Annotated in this window: 27 protein-coding genes; 12 read left to right on the top strand and 15 right to left on the bottom strand. The window is 70.1% G+C overall.

Annotated elements, in window-relative coordinates; genetic code table 11:
• Nucleotides 1-9: 9 nt before the first annotated feature.
• Genes deoC through minC form a run of 7 tightly spaced genes read left to right on the top strand, consistent with a single transcriptional unit; the run spans nucleotide 10 to nucleotide 5,930 of the window.
• Nucleotides 10-675, top strand: coding sequence for a deoxyribose-phosphate aldolase (deoC, locus tag HNQ05_RS10245; RefSeq protein ID WP_147146289.1), 666 nt, complete (start codon nucleotides 10-12; stop codon nucleotides 673-675).
• Nucleotides 676-709: 34 nt separating this feature from the next.
• Nucleotides 710-1,789: a phospholipase D-like domain-containing protein gene (locus HNQ05_RS10250; RefSeq protein WP_147146287.1), complete on the top strand. Its 1,080-nt coding sequence runs from the start codon at nucleotides 710-712 to the stop codon at nucleotides 1,787-1,789.
• Nucleotides 1,768-2,352: a Maf family protein gene (locus tag HNQ05_RS10255; protein ID WP_183677799.1), complete on the top strand. Its 585-nt coding sequence runs from the start codon at nucleotides 1,768-1,770 to the stop codon at nucleotides 2,350-2,352. The genes HNQ05_RS10250 and HNQ05_RS10255 overlap by 22 nt, the downstream gene beginning before the upstream one ends.
• Nucleotides 2,345-3,121, top strand: a complete 777-nt coding sequence (gene mreC / locus HNQ05_RS10260) for a rod shape-determining protein MreC (protein ID WP_147146283.1) — start codon at nucleotides 2,345-2,347, stop codon at nucleotides 3,119-3,121. Before HNQ05_RS10255 ends, mreC begins: the two co-directional genes overlap by 8 nt.
• Complete coding sequence (gene mreD, locus HNQ05_RS10265) at nucleotides 3,118-3,603, top strand: rod shape-determining protein MreD (RefSeq protein WP_147146281.1); 486 nt, start codon at nucleotides 3,118-3,120, stop codon at nucleotides 3,601-3,603. Before mreC ends, mreD begins: the two co-directional genes overlap by 4 nt.
• On the top strand, nucleotides 3,596-5,359 hold the full coding sequence (locus HNQ05_RS10270) for a penicillin-binding transpeptidase domain-containing protein (protein ID WP_147146279.1): 1,764 nt from the start codon (nucleotides 3,596-3,598) through the stop codon (nucleotides 5,357-5,359). The genes mreD and HNQ05_RS10270 overlap by 8 nt, the downstream gene beginning before the upstream one ends.
• 13 nt (nucleotides 5,360-5,372) lie before the next feature.
• On the top strand, nucleotides 5,373-5,930 hold the full coding sequence (gene minC, locus HNQ05_RS10275) for a septum site-determining protein MinC (RefSeq protein ID WP_147146277.1): 558 nt from the start codon (nucleotides 5,373-5,375) through the stop codon (nucleotides 5,928-5,930).
• Between the two features lie 47 nt (nucleotides 5,931-5,977).
• Here minC and HNQ05_RS12405 read toward each other — a convergent pair whose 3' ends face one another.
• The 3 genes from HNQ05_RS12405 to HNQ05_RS10290 all read right to left on the bottom strand — a co-directional run bounded on the left by HNQ05_RS12405 (nucleotide 5,978) and on the right by HNQ05_RS10290 (nucleotide 6,826).
• A complete protein-coding gene (locus HNQ05_RS12405; protein WP_041553975.1) occupies nucleotides 5,978-6,061 on the bottom strand; it encodes a 30S ribosomal protein THX in 84 nt (27 codons plus the stop codon).
• Nucleotides 6,062-6,070: 9 nt separating this feature from the next.
• Entirely contained in the window at nucleotides 6,071-6,361 is a 291-nt protein-coding gene (rpsT, locus tag HNQ05_RS10285) for a 30S ribosomal protein S20 (protein WP_147146275.1), read from the bottom strand.
• Nucleotides 6,362-6,439: 78 nt separating this feature from the next.
• Nucleotides 6,440-6,826, bottom strand: coding sequence for a hypothetical protein (locus HNQ05_RS10290; RefSeq protein ID WP_147146272.1), 387 nt, complete (start codon nucleotides 6,824-6,826; stop codon nucleotides 6,440-6,442).
• Nucleotides 6,827-6,882: 56 nt separating this feature from the next.
• On the opposite strand from HNQ05_RS10290, the gene tyrS reads away from it, so the two are divergent.
• Both tyrS and HNQ05_RS10300 read left to right on the top strand, forming a co-directional pair.
• Complete coding sequence (gene tyrS, locus HNQ05_RS10295; protein ID WP_147146270.1) at nucleotides 6,883-8,190, top strand: tyrosine--tRNA ligase; 1,308 nt, start codon at nucleotides 6,883-6,885, stop codon at nucleotides 8,188-8,190.
• A gap of 59 nt (nucleotides 8,191-8,249) precedes the next feature.
• Complete coding sequence (locus tag HNQ05_RS10300; RefSeq protein ID WP_147146268.1) at nucleotides 8,250-8,723, top strand: hypothetical protein; 474 nt, start codon at nucleotides 8,250-8,252, stop codon at nucleotides 8,721-8,723.
• A gap of 76 nt (nucleotides 8,724-8,799) precedes the next feature.
• On the opposite strand, the gene HNQ05_RS10305 is transcribed toward HNQ05_RS10300, so the two are convergent.
• The 7 genes from HNQ05_RS10305 to ccsA all read right to left on the bottom strand — a co-directional run bounded on the left by HNQ05_RS10305 (nucleotide 8,800) and on the right by ccsA (nucleotide 14,613).
• Nucleotides 8,800-9,384: a QcrA and Rieske domain-containing protein gene (locus HNQ05_RS10305; protein WP_183677801.1), complete on the bottom strand. Its 585-nt coding sequence runs from the start codon at nucleotides 9,382-9,384 to the stop codon at nucleotides 8,800-8,802.
• Between the two features lie 8 nt (nucleotides 9,385-9,392).
• Nucleotides 9,393-10,442 (bottom strand): tetratricopeptide repeat protein, encoded by a 1,050-nt coding sequence (locus tag HNQ05_RS10310; protein WP_147146264.1) that lies wholly within the window; start codon nucleotides 10,440-10,442, stop codon nucleotides 9,393-9,395.
• Nucleotides 10,439-10,909 (bottom strand): cytochrome c-type biogenesis protein, encoded by a 471-nt coding sequence (locus HNQ05_RS10315; protein ID WP_147146262.1) that lies wholly within the window; start codon nucleotides 10,907-10,909, stop codon nucleotides 10,439-10,441. Before HNQ05_RS10315 ends, HNQ05_RS10310 begins: the two co-directional genes overlap by 4 nt.
• Nucleotides 10,906-11,442 carry a TlpA family protein disulfide reductase gene (locus HNQ05_RS10320; RefSeq protein ID WP_147146260.1) on the bottom strand — a complete coding sequence of 179 codons (537 nt, stop codon included), beginning with the start codon at nucleotides 11,440-11,442 and terminating at the stop codon, nucleotides 10,906-10,908. The genes HNQ05_RS10315 and HNQ05_RS10320 overlap by 4 nt, the downstream gene beginning before the upstream one ends.
• On the bottom strand, nucleotides 11,439-13,391 hold the full coding sequence (locus HNQ05_RS10325; protein ID WP_147146258.1) for a heme lyase CcmF/NrfE family subunit: 1,953 nt from the start codon (nucleotides 13,389-13,391) through the stop codon (nucleotides 11,439-11,441). The genes HNQ05_RS10320 and HNQ05_RS10325 overlap by 4 nt, the downstream gene beginning before the upstream one ends.
• A complete protein-coding gene (gene ccmE / locus HNQ05_RS10330) occupies nucleotides 13,388-13,819 on the bottom strand; it encodes a cytochrome c maturation protein CcmE (protein WP_147146256.1) in 432 nt (143 codons plus the stop codon). Before ccmE ends, HNQ05_RS10325 begins: the two co-directional genes overlap by 4 nt.
• 101 nt (nucleotides 13,820-13,920) lie before the next feature.
• Entirely contained in the window at nucleotides 13,921-14,613 is a 693-nt protein-coding gene (gene ccsA, locus HNQ05_RS10335) for a cytochrome c biogenesis protein CcsA (protein ID WP_147146254.1), read from the bottom strand.
• A 313-nt stretch (nucleotides 14,614-14,926) separates the two neighbouring features.
• Here ccsA and HNQ05_RS10340 point away from each other — a divergent pair, with 313 nt between their 5' ends.
• The 3 genes from HNQ05_RS10340 (at nucleotide 14,927) to HNQ05_RS10350 (ending at nucleotide 18,763) form a co-directional block, all read left to right on the top strand.
• Entirely contained in the window at nucleotides 14,927-17,296 is a 2,370-nt protein-coding gene (locus HNQ05_RS10340) for a cytochrome C (RefSeq protein ID WP_147146251.1), read from the top strand.
• An 88-nt stretch (nucleotides 17,297-17,384) separates the two neighbouring features.
• Nucleotides 17,385-18,185 carry a tetratricopeptide repeat protein gene (locus tag HNQ05_RS10345; protein ID WP_147146249.1) on the top strand — a complete coding sequence of 267 codons (801 nt, stop codon included), beginning with the start codon at nucleotides 17,385-17,387 and terminating at the stop codon, nucleotides 18,183-18,185.
• Nucleotides 18,182-18,763 (top strand): hypothetical protein, encoded by a 582-nt coding sequence (locus HNQ05_RS10350; RefSeq protein ID WP_147146247.1) that lies wholly within the window; start codon nucleotides 18,182-18,184, stop codon nucleotides 18,761-18,763. The genes HNQ05_RS10345 and HNQ05_RS10350 overlap by 4 nt, the downstream gene beginning before the upstream one ends.
• A 48-nt stretch (nucleotides 18,764-18,811) precedes the next feature.
• On the opposite strand, the gene HNQ05_RS10355 is transcribed toward HNQ05_RS10350, so the two are convergent.
• The 5 genes from HNQ05_RS10355 to HNQ05_RS10375 form a co-directional block, all read right to left on the bottom strand.
• Entirely contained in the window at nucleotides 18,812-19,474 is a 663-nt protein-coding gene (locus HNQ05_RS10355; RefSeq protein ID WP_013457259.1) for a heme exporter protein CcmB, read from the bottom strand.
• Nucleotides 19,471-20,094 carry an ABC transporter ATP-binding protein gene (locus HNQ05_RS10360; protein ID WP_147146245.1) on the bottom strand — a complete coding sequence of 208 codons (624 nt, stop codon included), beginning with the start codon at nucleotides 20,092-20,094 and terminating at the stop codon, nucleotides 19,471-19,473. The genes HNQ05_RS10355 and HNQ05_RS10360 overlap by 4 nt, the downstream gene beginning before the upstream one ends.
• Before the next feature lie 6 nt (nucleotides 20,095-20,100).
• The gene (locus HNQ05_RS10365) at nucleotides 20,101-20,784 is read right to left on the bottom strand and encodes a cytochrome c biogenesis CcdA family protein (protein ID WP_147146243.1); all 684 of its coding nucleotides are present in this window, start codon (nucleotides 20,782-20,784) and stop codon (nucleotides 20,101-20,103) included.
• 135 nt (nucleotides 20,785-20,919) lie between these two features.
• The gene (locus tag HNQ05_RS10370; RefSeq protein WP_147146241.1) at nucleotides 20,920-21,768 is read right to left on the bottom strand and encodes an alpha/beta fold hydrolase; all 849 of its coding nucleotides are present in this window, start codon (nucleotides 21,766-21,768) and stop codon (nucleotides 20,920-20,922) included.
• The gene (locus tag HNQ05_RS10375) at nucleotides 21,761-21,973 is read right to left on the bottom strand and encodes a hypothetical protein (protein ID WP_147146239.1); all 213 of its coding nucleotides are present in this window, start codon (nucleotides 21,971-21,973) and stop codon (nucleotides 21,761-21,763) included. The genes HNQ05_RS10370 and HNQ05_RS10375 overlap by 8 nt, the downstream gene beginning before the upstream one ends.
• Between the last annotated feature and the right edge of the window lie 15 nt (nucleotides 21,974-21,988).

Here is a 21,988-nt window from a genome sequence, read left to right on the forward strand (position 1 = left end):
CATGGAAGCATGGACACCGAGCTCGCCAAGTACATCGACCACACCCTCTTAAAACCCACGGCCACGCCGGCCGACATTGAACGCCTCTGCCGCGAGGCCGACGAGCACTACTTCTACGCTGTCTGCGTCAACCCCGGCTTCGTGACCACCGCCAGGAAGGCCCTGGGCTCAAGCCCCGTGCGGGTCGCGGCGGTGATCGGCTTTCCCCTGGGGGCGAACGCCTCCCAGGTCAAGGCCGCCGAGGCCGCCCTCGCCGTCAGCCAGGGCGCCAACGAACTCGACATGGTCATCCCCGTGGGCCGGGCGCTCGCCGGCGACTGGGACGCGGTCGCCGCCGACGTGCGGGCGGTGCGCGAGGCCGCCCCGGACGCGGTGCTCAAGGTGATCCTCGAGACCGGCTACCTGGACGAGGCGCAGATCCGCCGGGCCGCCGAGGCGGCGCTCGCCGGCGGGGCCGACTTCCTCAAGACCTCGACCGGGTTCGGGCCCCGCGGGGCCAGCCTCGAGGACGTCCGGCTGCTGGCCGAGGTGGCCGGCGGCCGGGCCAAGGTCAAAGCCGCCGGCGGCATCCGCACCCGCGAGGACGCCTGGAAGATGATCGAGGCGGGAGCGAGCCGCCTGGGCACCTCGAGCGGCGTGGCGCTGGTCGAGGGCGGGGAGAGCCGGGGCTATTAAGCCGCCGCCGCGTCCCAAGCCGAAACCCGCCTGGTTGGGGTACGCGCTCCTGGTGCTGCTGGCGGGGATCGCGCTGTGGCAGCAGCGCAGCGGCTACACCAACCCGCCGCCCGCGGGCGTGGTGCGGCCCGCGGTCTTCTTCCTGCCCGAGGACGAGCCCCCGGCCGTCGAAGCGCTGGGCCGCGCCCTGGCACGCAGCAAGCGCACCGCCGACCTGGCCCTGCTGACCCTGAACGACACCCGCCTGGGCTACCTGCTGGCGCAGACCGCGGCCCGCGGCGTCCGGGTCCGCATCTTCAGCGAGCGGGAAAACCGGGAGCAGACGCTCTCCACACTGCTCGCGGGCTCGCGGGGGCAGACCTCAGGAAGGCCCCGGGTGCGCCTCGATGAGGCCTACGCCCTGCTGCGGCGCACCTCGGAAAACTGCGAGCGGCTCGCCGGCGTCGACCTTTGCTATGACGACCGGCCCGGTCTGATGCACGACAAGTTTGCCGTCTTCGACGCCCGCGAGGTCTGGACCGGAAGCGCCAACTGGAGCTACAACGGCCTGCACAAGAACGACAACGACCTGCTCGTCCTTCGGGGCGAACCGGCGGCGCGCCTCTACCACGCGGCCTTCGTCGCGCTCTGGCAGCGCAAGCCCAGACCCCCCGCACCGGCGACGCTGGAGCTCGACGGCGGCCGGCTCGGCGTCTACTTCAGCCCCGGCTACGGGGAGGCGGCCATAGGGCGGGTCGTGCGCGAACTCGACGCCGCCGAGCGCGAGGTCTGGGTGGCCGCCTTCGTGCTCACCCACCCCCGCGTCCTGGAGGCGCTGAACGCTGCGGCGCGGCGCGGGGTCGCGGTGCGGGTGCTGCTCGAGCGCCGCAACCTGCCCGACTCGCGCGAGGAGGCGCTGGGCCCCCGGGTGGAGGTGCGCGCCGACGCCAACCCCGCGGCCATGCACCTGAAGGCGATCGTCATCGACGAGCGCACCGTCGTCACCGGATCCTTCAACTTCACGCGCTCTGCGGTCAGCCGCAACGACGAGAACCTGCTGGTTCTCACCCACCCTCAGCTGGCGCGGCGGTACAAAGAAAAGGTATGGCAAGCGTGGCGACGAGCCGGCCCGTGATCGTGCTGGCCTCCGGCAGCCCGCGGCGGCGCGAACTGCTGGCGCGGCTGGGTCTGCCGCACCGGGTGGAGCCGCCAAGCGTGGACGAGTCGGTCGTCCCCGGCGAGGACCCCGCCGACGCCGCCCGCCGCCTCGCGCAGCTCAAGGTGCGCAGCACCCCCGGGGCGTGGGTGCTGGCCGCCGACACCGTCGTCGCGGTCGACGGCCGCATTCTGGGCAAACCGCGGGACCTGGCCGAGAACCGCAGGTTCCTGGAGCTGCTTTCCGGACGCGACCACTGGGTGCACACCGGCCTGGCCCTGCGGGCCCCGGCCGGGACGGCGGCGCTGGTCAGCAGCACCCGGGTGCGCTTTCGCAAGCTTGCGGACTGGGAGATCGCCGCCTACGCCGCCAGCGGCGAAGGCCTCGACAAGGCCGGCGGCTACGGCATTCAGGAAAAGGGCATGGTCCTGGTCGAGGCGGTCGAGGGCGACTTCTTCACGGTGATGGGGCTTCCCGTCGCCCGGCTGTGGGAAGCGCTGGCGCGGCTGGGCTACCCGCTTGCGGAGGTCTGGGATGCTTAGGCTCGTCTACCTGGGGTACGTGCTGCTGGCGCTGGCGCTCTCGGCGCTGACCGCCAACTTCGCGCCCCGGTTCCCGGGCGAGGTCTCGGCCCGGATCGCGCCGTTGTTCGGCCTCGGCCACCGCGCCGCGCAAAACCTGCGCGCCGCGGCGACCACGCTGCTCGACCGCCGCAACCTGCGGCACGAGAACCGCCTGCTCGCCGAGGAGGTCGCCTGGCTCAAGGAGAGCAACCTCGAGCTCAAGGTCGAGCTCGAGCGCCTGCGCCGGGCGCTGGCGGTGCGCGAGGCCCAGGCCCCCGGCGTGGTGGCCATCGCTCCGGTCATCACCGAAGACACCTCGGGCCTCTACCGGCGCCTCATCCTGGGCCTCGGCGAGGCCGACGGCCTCTCGGTGGGCATGCCGGTGACCAGCCCCGACGGGCTGGTGGGGGTGATCATCGAGACCACCCCCCACCGCGCGGTGGTCCGCACCATCGTGGACCCCGAGTCCCGCGTCGGGGTGCGCCCCGAGGGCAGCCCCGGCCGCGGCATCGCCATGGGCGAGCCGCCGGCGGGGCTGCGCGTCGAGCTGCCGGTGGAGACACCGATCGCCGTAGGCGACCTGCTCGTCACCGGCTCCCTGCAGGGGCTCTTCCCCGAGGGCATCCCGGTGGCGCGGGTGACCCGCATCCTGCCGCGCGCGCCGGGGGCGCTGCGCAAGGTGGTGCGCGCCGAACCGCTCGTCAAGTTCGGCCTGCTCGAAGAAGTGGTGGTGTTGGGCAAACTATGAACGCGCTCGTGCTCGTCTTCTTCTCGCTGGTGCTGCAGGCTCTGCTTTCGGGGCTGCTGCCCGACCGGGTCAGCCCCCCCGACCTCTGGTTCCTGCTGGCGGTGGTGCTGGCCAGCCGCCAGAACCCCTACGCCGGCCTCGCCACCGCCTTCGGCCTGGGCCTCCTCCAGGACCTCAGCTCGGCCGGCTACCTGGGCTTCCACGCCCTGGGGCTCACCACCGCCGCCTACGCCTTCTACGGCCTGCGCGTCTGGCTGCACTGGGAGGAGCCGGCGGCGCGGATGGTCGTCCTGGCCCTCGCCTTCCTCGCCAAGTGGGGCGGCTTTTTAATCCTGGTCTACTGGATGCGCTATACCACGCTGCCGACGAGCACCTGGGCGCAGGTCTTCGCCCCGGAGCTGGTCCTAACCCTGCTCGTCGCCCCCTTCTACCTGCGGCTCGCGGAAGCGCTCCTCGGTCCGGGGGAAGAGGCCTATGCCTGAGCGGGTCCGGCTGCTGCTCGTCCTGGTCTACTTCGTCCTCCTGCTCCTCGTGGGGCGGCTGGTGCAGCTGCAGGTCTTCGAGCACGGCAAGTACGCCACCCTGGCCAAGGGCAACCACCAGCGCACAGAGACGATTCCCGCGCCGCGGGGCCGCATCTTCGACCGCAACGGCACCCCCATCGCCGCCAACCGCATCGCCGTGGACCTCTACTACCGCGGCGGACCGGTGCGCTTCGCCTCGCGGATCCTGACGATCCTGGGGCTCGAGCGCCTGCCCGAGGTCCCCGAGGGCGAGGAGGAGGTCGTGCTCGCGGCCAACCTGCCCGACAAGTGGGTGCCCACGCTCGCGGAGCTGACCGCGGGCCAGCCCAACCTGCGCCTGGAGGAGCGCATCGAGCGTTACTACCCCAACCCCATCGCGGGACCGGTGATCGGCTACGTGCAGGGGCCCACCGCCGCCGACCTGAAGCGCGGTTACGAACGGGGCGACCTGGTGGGCCGGGCGGGGCTGGAGGCGGCGCTCGAGGAGACGCTGCGCGGCCGGCGCGGGCTGAAGCTCGTCGAGGTCGACGTCCGCGGCGAGGTGCTGCGCGAACAGGTGCTGGCCCCGCCGGTGCCGGGCCGCGACGTGCGCCTGACCCTCGACCTCAACCTGCAGCGCGCCGCCGAGCGGGCCCTGGCCGAGGCGCTGGCCGACCTGAACGCGGGCCGTAAGAAGCTGGGCCTGCCGCCCGAGACCGTGGCCCGGGGGGCGATCGTGGCCGTGGACCCCACCACCGGTGAGGTGCTGGCCATGGCCACCGCCCCCGCCTACGACCCCAACCTGTTCACCCGCCGCCCCACCCCCGCTTCGGAGATCCGCGCCCTGCAAAACGACCCCGCCCTGCCGCTGCTGAACCGCGCGGTCCAGGCCTACACGCCGGGCTCGACCTTCAAACCGGTGACCGCCAGCGCCCTGCTGGAAGCAGGGCTGGTGGGCCCCGCCACCACCTTCCGCTGCCTGCCTTCGATCCGCTTCGGGGGGCAGACGCGCCGTAACTGGTCCCCGCGGGACATGGGCCCGATGAAGGTCACCGACGCGCTCGCCTACAGCTGCAACACCTGGTTCTACCAGGCGGTGATCGAGGCCGGCCCCGTGGAGACCGTGGAGGTGATCGCCGACCGGGCCCGCGCCCTGGGGCTGGGGGCGCCGACGGGGCTCGAGATCGCCGAGAAGCGGGGCCTGGTGCCGGACAAGGCCTGGAAGCGGGAACGCTTCGGCGAGCCCTGGTACCCCGGCGAGACCCTCTCGGTGGCCATCGGTCAGGGCGCGGTGCTGGCCACCCCGGTGCAGGTCGCGCGCATGCTCGCGCTGGTCGCCACCTCGGGGCGCACCCCGCCGCTCCACCTGGTGCAGGGGGCCGGGAGCGCGCCCGCGCGCGTTCGCGGGCGCTACTGGCGGGTGGTGCAGGAAGGCCTGCGCGAGACCGTGACCGAAGGCACCGCCTCCTTCCGGCTCAAGGACTTCCCGGTGCCGACGGCCGGGAAGACCGGAACCGCCGAGACCCCCGGCAAGAAGGCGGGCTACGAGCACGCCTGGTACATGGGCTACGGCCCCTACCCGCTCGACGGCTCCAGCCCCTACCCGCCCCTTGCGGTGGTGGCCTTCTTCGAGAACGCCGGGGAGGGCAGCCGCGTCGCCCTGCCGGCGGTCAAGAAGGTGATGGCCGCCTACTGGAAGGTGCCGGCCCCCGTCGCCCGGGCGGCCGGCCCGTGACATACTAAGCAGCATGCGACTGCGCGCGACCCTGGGCGCCCTGGCCATCCGCCTCGACGGAAACGAGACCCCCGAAGAGCTCTCCGCCGCCCTGGCCGAAGCCCCCGAGATGCCGTTGGAGGTCGAGATCGCCGGCGCCACCCCGGGGTCTGTGGTGCAGGCGCTGCTCGAGGCCGCCGCCTCACGGAACCTCGAGGTGCGCTTCCGCCCGCCCCGCGGCGAGCGCAGGGTGCCGCACACCGAGGTCGTGGACCACACCCTGCGCAGCGGTCAGCGCATCGCTTCGGCGGGAACGGTCGTCGTGCTGGGCGACGTCAACCCCGGGGCCGAGGTGGTGGCGGGGGGCGACGTGATCGTCGTGGGGAAACTGCGCGGCCTCGCCCACGCCGGGGCCGAAGGGAACGAGCAGGCGACGATATGGGCGCTCGAGCTGGCCGCCAAACAGCTGCGCATCGCCGGCCACGTCGCCGTCGCTCCCGAGGACGCCCCCGCGCCCGCGGGCCCCGAGCGCGCCCGGGTCGAGGGGGATCAGATCGTCATCGAACCCTGGGGACGCCGGCAGGGAGCCTGAAGAAAAAAACGCCCGCGGGGGGCGTGTGAGGTTTCGAAAGCCGCGCTCTACTTCTTGCGACGCGGGCGGTACTTGCCGTACGTACCCTTGGCGATCTTGCCCTTGCGGGTCTTGCGGTCTCCACGGCCCATGGTTGCCTCCTAAGCCTGCAAGCCGCCGAGGATCTGGTGCAGCTTCTTCATCAGGCGGGACTTCTTGCGCGCGGCGGCGCGGGCGTGCAGGGTCGAACCCTTGGCCGCCTTGTCGATCAGGCTCTCGGCCACCCGCAGGTAGCGCAGGGCGCGCTCCTTGTCGCCGTTTTCGGCCGCCTGAACCGCTTTCTTGCTGAACGTCTTGATCATCGACTTCTTCGCCTTGTTCCGCGCGCGCCGCTTGAGCGACTGGCGGTGGCGTTTCATCGCCGAAGGGGTACGTGCGCTGCTGTTCGCCATATTCCTCCTCTAGGCCCCGTAGGGCAAGCCAACCGCAAGTTTACCACAGCGCCCGGCGGGCTGCCAAGCGCCGGGCCTTCAGTAAGCCTGGAACCGCGTCGACACCCAGTCGTAGCGCACCGTGCCCTCGGCCTCCTGGGTTTTGACGTGAACGGTGTAGAACCCGTCTTCGACCTTGTACTTGATCTGGTCGCGGAAGCGGCCCTTGTACACCTTCACCTTGCCCAGCCGGCGGCCCTGGCGCGTCAGCCAGATCGAGACGCGGCCCTTCTTGAGGTTGCCCTCCAGCTTGATCTTGACCGCGTCGGAACCGCCCGCGACCCGCAACCCGTAGCTCATCTCGGCGCTGTGGTTCAGGTAGTAAACCGGGGTAAACGGGGGAAGACCAAGGGCCAGGCCGTAGTTCAGACCGTAAAGGTAGACCCCTCCCAGGAGCGCTCCAAGAATCAGCAGGTTCCGCCACATATCGCCTCCCCATGGGCCAAAGCAGCCGTAGATGGTTAGAGTATACTCTGAAGGTCATGGAGCCCGAAGAAGCCCTCGCCCTCCTGCGTCGCGGCACCGCCGAGATCATCACCGAAGACGACCTGAAGCAGAAGCTGGCCTCCGGACGCCCCTTGCGGATCAAGCTGGGTGTGGACCCCACCCGCCCCGACCTGCACCTCGGCCATGCGGTCGTGCTGCGCAAGATGCGCCAGTTCCAGGAGCTGGGTCATAAGGTGATCCTGCTGATCGGCGACTTCACCGGCATGATCGGCGACCCCAGCGGGCGCAGCAAGACGCGTCCGCCGCTCACCCTGGAGGAGACCCGCGCCAACGCTCGGAGCTACGTCGAGCAGGCGCGCAAGATCCTGCGCCAGGAACCCGAGGTCTTCGAGCTGCGCTACAACTCCGAGTGGCTCTCCAAGCTCAGCTTCGAGGAGGTCATCCGCATCGCCGCGCAGATGACGGTGGCGCAGATGCTCGAGCGTGAGGACTTCAAGAAACGCTACACCGAGGGCGTCCCCATCGGCATCCACGAGTTCCTCTACCCCCTGGCCCAGGGCTACGACTCGGTGGCCCTCGAGGCCGACGTCGAAATGGGGGGCACCGACCAGAAGTTCAACCTCCTGGTGGGCCGCGACCTGCAGAAGTTCTACGGCCAGGAGCCCCAGGTCCTCGTCATCATGCCCCTGCTCGTGGGCCTCGACGGCGTGGAGAAGATGTCGAAGAGCCTGGACAACTACGTCGGCGTCAGCGAGGAACCTGCGGTGATGTTCAAGAAGCTGATGCGCGTCCCCGACGCGGTGCTGCCCGACTACTTCCGCCTGCTCACCGACCTGGAGCCCGAGGAGGTCGAAGCCGTGATCCAAAAGGGCGGCATGGTAGGGGCGCACCGGGTCCTCGCCCGCCTGCTCACCGGCGCCTACGCCCAGGAGGTCGTGCCCGCCTGGCTGGACCGCAGCTTCTACGAACGCCTCGGCTACCGGCTCGACGAGGCCGGACGCGACCGCCAGCCCCGTGACCCGCAGGACGCGGAGCTGGCCCGCACCGTCGCCCAGGCGGAGGCGCGCTACGACGAGATCGCCAAAGGGGGCGTCCCCGACGACATCCCCACCGTCGCGATCGACCCCTCCGAACTCAAGGAGGGGGCCATCTGGGTCGCCCGGCTGTTCACCCTCGCGGGGCTCACCCGGTCGAACGGCGAGGCCCGCCGCCTCATCCAGAACCGCGGCCTGCGCCTCGACGGCGAGGTGATCACCGATCCGCAGCTGCAGGTCACCCTCGAGCGGCCGCGGATCCTTCGCCGCGGGAAGGACAAGTTCGTGCGCGTTCAGCTCAAGGAGTAGCCCGCGCTTTGTAAACCCCGTCACGGCGGAGCGCCGCCGCGCCCCGCTTAGACTGGGGCATGCGCACCTACCTGCGCATCGCCTCCTGGACCTGGGCGGCCCTCGCCCTGACCGCACCGCCCGGGCTGACCTACCTCGTCGCCGCCGTCTACGGCGCCGGGGTGGCGGAGCTGGCGCGCCGTTACGGCCCCCGGGCCGTCTTCTGGACGAGCCTCGTCGCCAACCCTGCCGCCTGGCTCGCCCTCTGCCTGGGCCTGGCGGCCCTGATGGCCCCGGCCGATCCCATGAACCTCGGGCCGGCGATCGCCGCCTTCGCCCTCCTCGCTTTGGCGCTGGGGGCGGCCGCCCTCGCGCTCATGGCCTGGTCCCGCCGGCCCCTGGTGGGCGCGGCGGTGAGCCTGCTCTGGGCCGGCTTCTGGCCTAAGGAGGCCCTATCCCCGACGCCGGAAGCGTGGCTGGCGCTCGCGGTGGGCGCGCTCCTCGGCTACCTGGCCTGGCCCTGGCGCGGCGCCGCCGCTTTCCGGACGGGCTGACCGGTACTGCCCGGAGAACCGGAGGCGCGGTGCGGCCCGGACGCAACCCGTAGCGCCGCTCCGCGGCGCGGGCGGCTCAGGCGCTTGAGCCGCCGCCCGTGGTGCGCAGGCTCTCGAGCGGCCGCAGCGGAACCTCGTGGCCGGTGGCGTAAAGGACGCCCAGCTCGGCCACCAGCCGGATGCGCGGCAGCGGGAAGCGCGGCGGGCCGAAGACGGCCTTGCCCGCCTGCACCGGGTCGAAGGCCCCGAAATGGCACTTGCAGCCGAAGAAGGGGTGGTCGGATCGGTAGTTGTAGAGGATGGCCCCGGCCTCGGTGTTGCGCACGTAGTCCACGGTGCAGCCCTGATGGGTGCAGATCCGCGACCAGGCGGCGTAGTGGCGGCCCTCGACGGTGAGCCCGCCGGGAACCGGGCCGGGCAGACGCAGCACGGTGCAGGGCAGCTTGCCCGCGGCCAGCGGGTACTCGAAGTACTTGAACGACCAGACCTCGTCGAGCTCGGCCAGCTCCGCGATGCGGACGCGTTCGCCCTGCTTCCACTGGGGCTGGGCGTTGGGGCCCGACTTGAGGAACTGAATCTTCACGGTGCGCCAGCCGAACCAGCCGAAGAAGGTGGCGGCGATCCCCGAGGGCACGATCCACACCAGGTCGCGGCGGCTCAGCTTCACGGCTACAACCCCTTGAGGTAGTCCAGCAGCGCCTGCAGCTCGGCCTCGCTCATGGGGATGGCCGGCATGCTGCCGGTGCCCTTCTTCACGATCTCGGCCACCGCGCCGTCGACCCGCAGCACCGGGTTGCCCACCAGGCGGGGGCCGATGCCGCCCTCGGCGTTCTGTCCGTGGCAGGCCGCGCACTTGGCCTCGTAGACGACGTTTCCGTCAGGAGCCTGGCCGCGGTCGACCGCGGCCTTGGCCTCCTGCTGGGCGCGCGCCTGGGCGATGAGGGCCTTCACCCGCTCGGCGTCCGGGCCGCCGACGGCGAGGTAACGCTCCCAGACGCCGACGGCCTCGTCGAAGCGGCCCAGCATCGAGTAGGCGTTGCCCAGGAAGAGCAGCGCCTCGGGGTCGTTGGGGTCCACCCCGACGACGACCTGGAGGACCTGGGCGGCGTCCTCCGGGAACCCGGACATGAAGAAGAGGATCCCCATCCGCTTCCAGGCGGTCAGGTTCTTGCTGTCTAGGTCGAGGACCCGCTTGTAGGCTTCGGCGGCGGCGTTGTAGTCGGCCACCTCCCAGGCCGCGTTGCCGTAGGCGAGCCAGCTTTCCGCGTCGTCGTTGCGCTCGGCCTGCGCCTTGAGGCGGTTGAGCTCGGCCAGCTTGGCGCGGTCGACGGCGCGCTCGCCGCTGATCAGGTTCGAGGTGGTGATCGTCTCGCCCGGCGCCCGCGGCAGGGTGTAGCGCAGCAGCACCCCGCCCACGAAGACCAGGAAGGCGGTCGTCGCCATGAGGGCCACCCAGGAAACGCGGCGCGTTCGGGGGGCGGCCGGGCGCCCCTCGAGCTCGGCCAGGCGGCGTTCGAGCTGCACGATGCGCCCCAGGGTGCGCTTGCGTTCGCTGCCCTCGAGCTCACGCGCCTCCTGCTTCAGCGCCTCGATCTCGGCCCGCAGCTCTTCGGGAAGGGGGTCGGCGGGAAAGGGTTCGGGCTCGCGCGCCAGCGGCAGGGTGGCGTAAACGGCGGCCAGGAGCACCAGCAACGCAACCACGGTCCAAAACAGGATCATGACGGAGGACCTCCTTCGTCGTCGCGCCCGAGCTCGGCTTCGGCCCGGGCCAGCTCCTCATCGCTGACGCCTTCGAGCTCCGCCGCCCGCCGCGAGGTGGCGCGCAGGTAGCTGTAGAGGCCGAAACCGAAGAGGCCCAGCCCGATCACCGGCGCCAGCCACACCACCAGCCCCAGGCCGCGCTTGGGGGGTTCGTAGAGGATCCACTCGGTGTAGCGGTCCACGAAGTACTGAATGATCTCGTCCTCGGTCTTGCCCTCGGCCAGCATCTCGGCGATCTGCCGCCGCATCTCCTCGGTGACCCCGGCGTTCGACTCGGCCGCGCTCTCGCCGCGGCACACCGGGCAGCGCAGCTTCTTGGCGATCTCGAAGACCTTGGGTGGCAGGTCGGGGGGCGGCTCGTTGCCCACCGTCTGCGCGCCCGCCAGCCCCAGCGCGAAGACCAGGATCCAAAGCCAGCGTCTCACGGCAGCACCTCACGAATCATGGACTCGAGCTTCTCGGCGCTGATCGTACCGGCGAAGCGCTCGAGCACCCGCCCCTCGACCGAGATGGCGAAGGTCTCGGGCACGCCGTACATGCCGTAGTCGATGCCCACCTTCCCCCGGGGATCGTAGACGTTGGGGAAGCTGATGCCGAACTGTTCGATGAACTTCTCGGCCGCGTCCAGCTCGTCCTGGGTGTTGACCCCGACGAAGAGCACCCGGTCCTTCCAGCGGCGCCAGGTGGCCTCGAGGATCGGCGCCTCTTCGTAGCAGGCGGGGTAGCACCAGCTGGCCCAGAAGTTGAGGATGATCGGCTTCTTGCCCAGGTAGTCGCTCAGGTTGAGCCGTTCGCCCCAGACCTCGCGCGAGCTGGGCAGCAGCTCCAGGTCGAACGTCGGCGCCGGCCGGCCCGCCAGCGCCGACGGCAGCTCGCTGCGTTCGTCCTTCGTCTGCATGCCCCACCAGAACAACGCCCCGATGGCCAGGGCGAGCAGCACTCCGAAAAAGGCTCTCACGCGCCCACCTCCCCGGCGGCGGCGCCCGCCCGCGCCGTGCGGCGGGCGGGCCAGAGGATCATTGCGGTACCGAGCGCCATGAGGACCGCCGCGACCCAAAGCCACAGCACCAGCGGCGTCACGACCAGCCGCAGCGTCACCCACTGCGCGTTCTCCTGGTCGAAGGCCTGCAGCACCAGGTAGTAGTCCTTGCCCAGGGTGTAGGCCACCGAGGGCGAGGCGAAGGGGGTGCGCGACGTGGGGTAGTAGTTCAGCCGCGGCTGGCGGAGACCCATGCCGCTGATCTCCACGTCGGCGATCACCGAGTAGCGGTGCGGGTCCTCGACGGCGCGCAGGGCGTGCACCGTGATGGTGCGGCCGGCCACCTGCCAGGCCTCACCGATCTGCAGCGTTTTCTGGACGTCCAGCCGGTAGCTCTGGCTGAACGCGATGGCCAGGGCCGTGAGCGCCACCGCGAAGTGCACGAGGTAGCCCCCGTACCGCCTGCGGGTCCAGGCCAGCGACCCCATGCCGGCGCGCACGCCCCCAAGGGCGCGCGACTTGCGCGCGAGCGGGCTGGCGACCAGCCACCCCAGGGCGACGAGGTTGAAGAGGAAGAGCCCGACGGTCAGGCTCACCCACAGGGTCCAGCCCACGGCGAGCCCCACGGCGGTGCCCAGCACCAGCGAAACCGCCATCCAGGCGATGACGCGCAGCGTCTCGGGGTCGGCCCTGCGCCAGGGCAGCAGCGGCCCGAGGGCCATGAGCACCAGCATGGCGTAGCCCAGGGGTACGAAGAGCTGGTTGAAGAACGGCGCCCCCACCGAGACCTTGGCCCCGCTCGTGGCTTCCACCAGCAGCGGGAAGAGGGTGCCGAGGATCACCACGAAGGCCATGACCACGAAGACGAGGGCGCCGAAGAGCAGCAGCCCCTCGCGGCTCCAGACGTTCACGCTGCCGACGTCGCGCACCTCGGAGGAAACGCGCCCCAGCAGGGAGAAGCCCACGGCGAGGATGACGAGCAGGAAGCCCAGGAAGATCGGGCCCACCGGGCCGCCGGCGAAGGCGTGCACCGACTCGATGACGCCGGAGCGGGTGAGGAAGGTGCCGAAGACGGTGCCGGCGAAGGCCAGGGTCACGAGCGCGAAGTTCCAGCTGCGAAACAGCCCCCGGCGCTCCTGCACCATCGCGGTGTGCACGAAGGCGGTGGCCAGCAGCCAGGGAATGAAGGAGGCGTTCTCCACCGGGTCCCACGCCCAGTAGCCGCCCCAGCCCAGCACCTCGTAGCTCCACCAGCCGCCGGCGAAGATGGCGGCGGTGAGGAAGCCCCAGGCGAAGATCAGCCACCACTTGGTTTCGCCGACCCAGGTCTGGTAGCGGCGGGTCACCATCGCGGCAATCGCGTAGGCGAAGGGCACCGAGAGGCCCACGAAGCCCAGGTACATCAGGATGGGGTGGACGGCCATCATCCAGTGGTTCTGCAGCAGCGGGTTGGGGCCGGGGCCGTCGGCGGGTGGGTTGGGTACCGGGGTGAAGGGGTTGATGACGAAGAGGACGTTGACGAGGAAGAAGAGCTGGATGACGAAGAGCGTGCCCAGAGCGACGGGGCTCGTCCAGTAGTCGCGCATTCTGCGCCCCGCAAGCCAGGTGTAGAGGGTCTGCAAGAGCGCCCAGAGCAGGATCGAACCCTCGAGCGCCGCCCAGAGGGTGGCGAACTTCACCCAGGTGGGGCTCGCGGAGGTGTGGTTGCGCGCGGTGTAGGCGATGGAGAAGTCGTCGCTGAGAAGCGCCCACTCGAGCGCGCCGAAGGCCACGAAGGTTCCCAGGAAGGCCAGCAGCGCGCTGCGGCGCGCCACCCGCACGTAGCGGGCGTCGCGCAGGAACCAGGAAAAGACGACGGCCACCAGGCCCGCGACGCTGAAGAAGACCGCCAGGACGAGCCCGATGTTGCCCAGAATGCTGGGGTTCACTTGGCCTCCTCGATCAGCTTGCGCACCTCTTCGGGGGTGTAGCCCCCCTCCGGCGGCGCCTGGTAGGTTTCGGAGTGCTTGATGAGCAGGTTATCGCCCTTGAACACCCTGCCGTCGAAGCGCCCCTCGACGACGACGCCCTGGTTGTCCTTGAAGAGCTCCGGCGGGGTACCCTCGTGCTGCACGGGGATGTCCACCACGCCGTCGGTGACGACGAAGTCGAGCTCGAGCGTCTGGGGATCGTAGCGGATCGTGCCCTCCTTGACCAGGCCGCCCAGGCGGATGCGCTTGCCCTCGTAGCGCGCCGGGTTCTCGGCGTACTCGCTGGGCAGCACGTAGTAGACCAGGCTGTTGCCCAGCCCTCCGAAGGCCAGGTAGGCGATCGCAGCCACGACGATCAGGAAGCCGATCAGGTACTTAGTCTTCACCGCCCACCTCCGAGTTCCGCCACAGCAGGTAGGCGGCGTAGCCGAAGAGCACCGCGTAGGTCGCGACGTAGACCGCGGTAACGTAGATGCCGAGGCTCGAGCTATTCATCCCACTCCTCCCGGGCCGCCGCGCGCGCGGCGATCTGACCCTTGATGCGCAGGAAGGCCAGGTAGAACAGGGTGATGGCCAGGAGGTTCACCAGCATGGCCACCACCATGGACCCGTCCATGTGGGTCTTGCGGTTGATGACGTCGAAGGTGGCCGTCTGGTGGATGCTGCGCCACCAGTAGACCGACATGTAGTTGATGGGAATGTTGACCACGCCCAGGATCGCCGCGGCAGCGGCCGCCTTGGCGCGGAACTCGGGGTCTTCGATCGCGTGCCGCAGCAGGAAGTACCCCACGTAGAACGCGGTCAGAATGGCGCTCGTCGTCAGCCGCGGCTCCCAGGTCCAGAACACCCCCCAGGTGGGCCGGGCCCACATCATGCCCCCGAACAGCGTCAGCAGCATGAAGAGCAGGCCGATCTCGGCGCTGGCGGCTGAGAGCCGGTCGTAGGCGGCGTCCTGCTTCCACAGGTAGAGGACGGCGTAGAGCATGGCCACGAAGAAGGCCAGGTAGGCCACCCAGGCCGCGCCGACGTGCACGTAGAGGATGCGGATGAGGTACCCCTGCTGCACGTCCGGGGGGGCTTTGAACGCCAGGTACTGCCCCACTGCGAAGACGACCAGCGCCAGGGCCAGCAACCCGCGCGAAGCAGAATCGAGGCTGGAAGTGTTCTCGGCGTGGTTCACGCGTACATTCTCCTTCCCCTTCAGGTGAAAACGGTGACGGCGCCCGACCTTTCTCGCGCCCCAACCTATCACACCGAGGATGAAGGGGTTTGCAGCAAAGGATGAGAACGCGACGGCACCAACCTGGATTGGGTATTTAGTAAATGAATATTTGTACTTAGTATATGCATTTACACCTTTCGTTCAGCACGGGCTTTTCCGCCGATTTTGCCCAGTACTTTTCGGGACAAATGACCTGCTCCAACTTTTATGATGTGGATTAGAAACCACAGCATGTCCGGACGAGGCCGGACGTGGAAAGGCAGGTGGAGGCATGAATCGACTGGTATGGACGGCCCTGGTGGCGCTCGCGGCGCTGGCCTGGGCGCAGGCACCCGAGAAGGTCAGCCCCGAGGTGGCGGCCCAGAAAGGGTGCCTCAGCTGCCACGAGGGGATCGAGGACATCGTGCCCGCAAAAAGCGGCATGATGGCCCAGATCAAGGCCTTCGGGGCGATGGCCGGGGATCCGGCGGGCTGCGTGGTCTGCCACGGCGGCAACCCCCAGGGGCTGACGGCCGAGGAGGCCCACGCCGGCGCCCCCGAGGCGCTCGCAGCGCGCGGGCCCAAGACCTTCTACCCCGACCCGGGCTCCATCTGGATCGCCGACCGCACCTGCGGGCAGTGCCACCCGGGCTACGACTACCGCCTCAACCTGGCGCTGATGCAGACCGAGGCCGGCAAGATCCAGGGCAACCTGCACACCTGGGGCTTCCCCGAGACCTGGGACGGCAAGACGCCCTACGGCAACTACGACGTCAAGGACACCGACGGGCCGGTGCCGCAGGTGGGGACCGAGGCCTACAAGAAGTACATGACCCAGCTGATCGAGATGTACCCCCAGGCCTTCCCCCGCGAGTTGAAGCAGCTCCCCGAGGCCAGCCCCGAAGAGGTGCAGGCCGACCCCAAGCTGGCGGCGCTCACCTACCAGCGCCACGACTGCCAGCGCTGCCACGTGGGCGTCAACGGCCGTGAGAAGCGGGGCGACTACCGCGGCATGGGCTGCTCGTCGTGCCACATCCTCTACGGCGACGAGGGCTTCTACGAAGGGAACGACCCCGCGATCAAGAAGGACGAGCGGGGCCACCCGCTCAAGCACCGCATCGTGGCCACCCGCGAGATCGGCGGGATCCACGAGGGCGCGAGCGGCGGCATCCCCACCGCGACCTGCAACTCCTGCCACAACCGCGGCAAGCGCATCGGGGTAACCTTCCAGGGGCTGATGGAGTTCCCCTACGGCACGCCCTTCAACGCCAAGGGCGGCAAACAGCCCAAGCTGCACACCAAGAAGTACCTCTTCATCGCCGACGACGTGCACCACCGCGGCCAGCCCGGCAAGGGCGGCATGCTCTGCCAGGACTGCCACACCACGATCGACATGCACGGCGACGGTAACATCTTCGCCACCACGCTGGCCCAGGTGGAGATCGAGTGCGAGGACTGCCACGGCACCCCCGAGAAGTTCCCCTGGGAGCTGCCGCTGGGCCAGGGCGAGGAGTTCGGACGCGACATCGGCAACGCCCCGCGCGGCCTCGCCGACGCGCCGCTCCCCGAGACCGCGGCCTTCGCCACCCTCTACCCCAAAGAGGACGGCTACCTGCTCACCGCCCGCGGCAACCCCTTCGGTAACGTCGTCAAGAAGGGCGACAAGGTGATCGTGCACTCGGCCTCGGGCTCCGACTTCGAGGTGCCGGTGCTCAAGGCCATCAACCAGGCCGACGCCTGGGTCTCCCAGGACGCCAAGGTGGCCATGGTCTCGGTGGCCAAGCACGCCGAGAACCTGGAGTGCTACGCCTGCCACGCCTCCTGGGTGCCCCAATGCTACGGCTGCCACGTCAAGGTGGACTACTCCGGCGGCGCCAGCGGCACCGACTGGATCAAGTCGGGCAGCGTCGTGGACGAGCACGGCATGACCGCCGAGTCGGCGATCGGCTCGAGCGGCATCAAGTCGCCGGGTAAGATCTCCGAGTCGCGCTCCTACCTGCGCTGGGAAGACCCGGTCCTGGGCATCAACGGCGAGGGCCGCGTAACCCCGCTCATGCCCGGCTGCCAGGTGGTCTACACCGTCATCGACACCGAGGGCAAGACGATCGCCCACAACGTGATCGCCCGCTCGCCCGACGAGGCGGCCCAGCTGGGTCAGGATCTGGTTCCCCTCGCCATCGACATGGCGCCGGCGCAGCCGCACTCGGCCCTGCCCGAAGCCCGTCGCTGCGAAAGCTGCCACGACAACCCCAAGGCGCTCGGGTACGGCATCGACGGCGGCATCTACCAGAACCGCTACGCCGAGGACATCATCACCGACCTGACCGACCCGCGCACCGGCGAACCGCTGGCCAGCAACTACCAGGTGCAGATCCCGGCCATCCCCGACCTGACCTTCGACTGGTCGCGGATCGTCGACCCCAAGACCGGCGAGCAGGTCGCCACCGTGGGCACCCACTGGCCGCTCTCGCGCTCGCTCCCCGCGGAGATGCGCGAGAACATGAACCGCAGCGGCCTCTGCATGGGCTGCCACAAGGAGATGACCAACGAGAAGGTCTGGAACGTGGTCAGCACGCCCGGAACCCTCAGCAACGCCGAGCACCTCGACCTGATGCACAAGATGCTGCTCAAGTACTACGAGGATGCCAAGAAGGGTCAGTAATCCCGTGGCTTTGCCGCGCGTGGGCTGGAGATCGACTCCAGCCCACGCCTCATCTTCACGCGTTAAATTGTGCACCAGGAGACGAATCATGCCCAGGCACCTTTCCGCGCTCCTCTTTATGCTCGCCCTCGCGCCGCTGGTCGGCGGCTGCAAGCCGACGAAGGCCGAGCAGGCGGCCGCGCCTCCGCCCACCGCAGCCGCGCCGGCCGCCGCCCCGACGGCCCCGCCGACGCTGCCGCCCGGCGCCAAGGCCGGACCCCTCGACCTCTCGAAGATCGGGCCCCACGACGAGGCCTACGCCCACGAAAGCCTGGACCCCGACGCCTGGGCGGGCGTGGCGCTGATGTACCAGTCCAAGGGTCAGTTCGGCGAGGCGCTGAGCACGCTCGACCAGGCGATCGCCCGCTACCCTGAAAACGCCCACCTCTACGCGGTCCGGGGGGCGCTGTGGCTGCAGCTCGAGGAGTACGCCAAGGCGCTGGCCGACCTGGAGCGCTCCCTCGACCTCGCCGAAGACCCCGGGGTCCGGGTGAACTACGCCGAGGCGCTGCGCCGCTTCGACCGCAAGTCCGACGCGCTGGCCAGCCTGGACCGGGCGCTCGAGACGAACCCCGACTACCTGCCGGCGCTCTTCAACCGTGGGGTGCTGCGCTTCGAGCTGGGCGACGAGGAAGGGGCCCTGGCCGACTTCGACCGCGCCATCGCCATCGACCCCACCGCCGCCGCCCCTTACTTCAACCGCGCCGCGGTGCGCTGGGCGCTGGGCGAGAAGGAAGCGGCCATCGCCGACCTGGACGCCTTCATCGAGCGTGCCCCGGTGGGCGCGTGGAAGGATACCGCGCGCGACCTGCGCGCCTCGTGGCAGGCGCAACGGGAGGCGGGGCCGTGAGACGGCCCCTCGCCCTCGCCCTCCTCGCCCTCGCCTGGCTGGGCGGGGCGCTGGCCGCTGCTCCCGCAGCCCAGGATTTCGCCGAGCTGCTCGACGAGGCCGGCATGGTCTACCAGCTGCCCCCGGGCTACGCCCCCGCCCCCGTCGAGTTCAACCCGGTCCTCCCCTACCAGCACCGGGTCGTCTCGGACGACGGCCAGGTGGAGATCCGCTACGTCGTTCTCCCGCTCGACCGCGTCGAGATCGACTACGACGACCCGCACGCGTCCGCACCCGAACCGGACCACCTCTTCACCCTGCTCTTCCCCGGCATCCTCACCGAGATCTCCGGCTGGGGGCGCTACAAGTCCCGGGAATACCCCGAGGACGAGGCGCTGCGGCTCTTCCGGGCCGACTGGGCGGCGGTGGCGGTGCTCGAGGTAACCCCCGAGTACAGCCCTGAACGCCGCCAGGCGCTGGTGGTGGCGCTGCACCGCAACGGCCACGCCGACGCCTACCAGATCTTCCTGGGCAACGACGTCAAGCGGCTCGGCGAGGAGGCCAAGCGGGTGCAGGCGGCGCTGCGTTTCCGGGAATGACGCGCCGGCGCACGCCCGGGCGCCGCCTCCCGGCGGCGCCTTTCGTGTTCAGCCCTCGATGACCCCGGGGAAGAGCAGCACGCAGAGCGTCAGGTAGACGACGTCGAAGACGCCGAGGAGCTTCCACCAGCTCACGATCTCGGCGAACTCGGCCCCGAAGGCGATCCCCAGCGTGGCCTTGACCGCCGCAAGCACCACCGGCAGGATCATGGGAAAAACGAGCAGGTAGAGCAGCACGTCGCGGGCCCGCAGGCGCACGGTCAGACCGGCGTAGAAGGCGGCGATGACGGTGTAGCCGGTGCCGCCGAGGACCAAGGTGACGAAGAGCTGGGGCCAGGCCGCGAGCGGCAGGTAGAACCAGGCGGCGACGAGCACCAGCAGGAACGCCCCCATCACGATCATCAGGAGCCAGAGGAAGAGCAGCTTGCCCACGTAGATCCACTCGCGGCTGCCGGGGGTGAGCAGCAGGTCGTCGAGGGTTTCGTTCTCCACCTCCAGCGCCCAGGCGCGGCTCGCCAGCATGCTGCCGGCGAAGGCCAGGGCGACCCAGAGCACCCCCGGGCCCGCCCGGCGCAGGTTAGCCTCGTCGGGGCCGAAGGCGATGCCCATGATGAAGAGCACGACGGCGATGAACGAAAAGGCCGAGAGCAACCCCGCCCGCCCGCGCCACTCCAGGCGCAGGTCGCGCAGCGCCAGCACCAGCGCCCTCACGCCTGCGCCCCCATCGCGAAGCTGCGGGTCGCCACCTCGGCGGCGAAGCCGTGGTCGTGGGTCGCCAGCACCACCGCGCCCTCGCGGGCGACCTCGCCGATGACGCGCACCAGCTCCTCGCGCCCCCCGGCGTCGAGCGCCGTTTCCGGCTCGTCCAGCAGCAGCAGCTGCGGCCGCGCCAGCAGGGTGCGCGCCAGCGCCAAGCGCTTGCGCATCCCGCTCGAGTACGCCGCCACCGCGCGGCCCTCCGGCAGCCCCACCCGCGCCATCGCCTCGAGCGCCTCTGCGCGCGCGATGGGCCGGCCCGCCAGCGCCAGGGACTGCTCCAGGTTCTCCTCGCCGCTCAGGTGCCGGTAGAAGGCCGGCGGGTTGGCCACCAGCGCGATGCGGCCGCGCTCGGCCTCGAGCGCCCGCGCCGGCTTCCCGAAAAGCCGCACCGTGCCCCGCTGGGGACGGATCAGCGTGGCGATCACCCGCAGCAGCGTGGTCTTGCCCACGCCGTTGGGCCCCAGCAGCGCGACCACCTCGCCGCGCTCGACCGCCAGCGAAAGGTCACGGAGCACCCACTGACGGCCGAACCGTTTCCAGACGTTCTGGACCTCGACGAAGGGATCCGCCACCGTTCGCTACAGCCTTTCGAACAGCCACTCGGGCGTGAAGCGGATGAAGAAGTTGTTGAGCCGCTGAAAGGCGTCGGTGATCATCAGGAAACCGACGAAGATCAGGATGGCCCCGGCCACCCGCTCGACCCAGAGCGAGATTCGGCCGCTCTTGCGGATGATCACGGCCACGCGGTCGGCGAAGAGGGCGACGAGGAAGAAGGGAACGGCCAGGCCGAGCACGTAGGCCACCAGGTAGACCAGACCCCCGAACCCCTCCATGGCGGTCAGCGTGAGGATGCCGCCGAGGATGGGGCCGATGCAGGGCAGCCAGGCCGTGGCCAGCGCCGCACCCATCAGGAAGGCGCCCCAGGGCCGGGAGGTGTCCCCGGTGTAGCTGACGCCGCGCATCTGCGCCAGGAAGGGGAGCTTGAGGCCCAGCATGTACAGCCCGAAGAGGATGAGCAGGACGCCGCCCACCTTGGCCAGCACCGGCTTGTAGTCCTGCAGCAGGCTGCCGAGGACGGTGAAGGGCAGCCCCAGCAGGATGAAGATGATGCCGAACCCCAGGATGAAGAAGAGCGCGTTCTTCACCGGGCGGCCCTGGTCGCCGCCGAGGTAGGCCAGGTAGGTGGGAACCAGGGGCAGCACGCACGGCGAGAGAAACGACAGCATACCCGCGAGGAAGGCCGCGGCGATCGAGAGCTCCATGAGCCTATTCTTTCACTCTTTGATGAGGAAGGCCAACCGGTTTGGGGCGGGAGGAAAGGGGGAGGCGGTGAGGGCGGCGGCGACGGGAACCGCGCGAAGCGCCTCCTGGGCCGCGGCGTCCATAGCGCGCCGCGCTCACTCGCTGAACGCGTCGACCGCGCCGTAGAAGGCCCGGAAGAAGGCTTCGGGCTCGTCGATCCAGGGGTAGTGGCCGGCGCGGGGAATCAGCTCCAGCCGCGCCCCGGTCAGGTCGGCAAGGCGTTCGGTCTGGTGCGGGTGGCTGGTGCCGTCGCGCTCGCCGGCGATCACCACGACCTCCAGCGGGTACTCGAGCAGGTGGCCGCTGTAGTCCAGCTCCCAGAGGCCGTTGGTGCGGAACGCCGCCTCCACGCCCTCGCTGCCGGCGAGCGGCAGCCCCTCGACGATCCACTCCAGGTGGGCGCGGCCGTGCTCGGAGGGGAAGCTGAGCCGGTCGAAGAGCGGCTTGGGACCGACGGCGGAAAAGGCCTCCTCCACGGCCTGGGTGGGGTCCGCAGGAGGTTCGCCGCCGCCGAAGGCCGCGCGCCAGAGCGCACGCGCCAGCTCGGGGAAATGAATCCAGGGCCCGAGGGTCACCACCCCGCGGACCAGCTCGGGATAGCGGCGGCCGTACTCGAGCGCCGCGAGCGCCCCGAAGCCGTGGCCCACGGGAATCCAACGGTCCACGGCCAGCCAGCTGCGCACCGCCTCCAGGTCGTCGACCAGGGCGTCGACGGTGAAGTAGCGGGGCTCGAGCGGCAACTCGGGGCTGCGCCCGCCGCCGCGCTGGTCTAGGTAGACGACCCGGTAGTCGGCTAGCTCCTCCTCCCAGGCGGCGCGGTAGGGGTAGCTGGACCCGCCCGGTCCGCCGTGAAGCACGACGAGGACCGGCGCGTCCTCCGGTCCGGTGTCCTCGACGTAGATCTCGGCCTCGTGCGTCGGTACGATGACGATCTCCTCACGCATCGCGGCATCCCTCCTCGACGAGCTCGAACGTCCAGGCGCGCACCTCCGCGAGTTGCGTACCCGCCTCGATCACCTCAGGACGCACCGCCTCCAGCACCAGCAGGTAGCGGTCGTCGGAAGCGAGCAACCGGTAGGGGTGGGGCTGCTCCGCGGCGAAGGCCCGGAGGGCCTCGGCCGATTTGGACTCCAGAAACAAGACCTTCATTTGATAAACGCCCCG

It is taken from the genome of Oceanithermus desulfurans, assembly GCF_014201675.1.
GTDB lineage: Bacteria > Deinococcota > Deinococci > Deinococcales > Marinithermaceae > Oceanithermus > Oceanithermus desulfurans.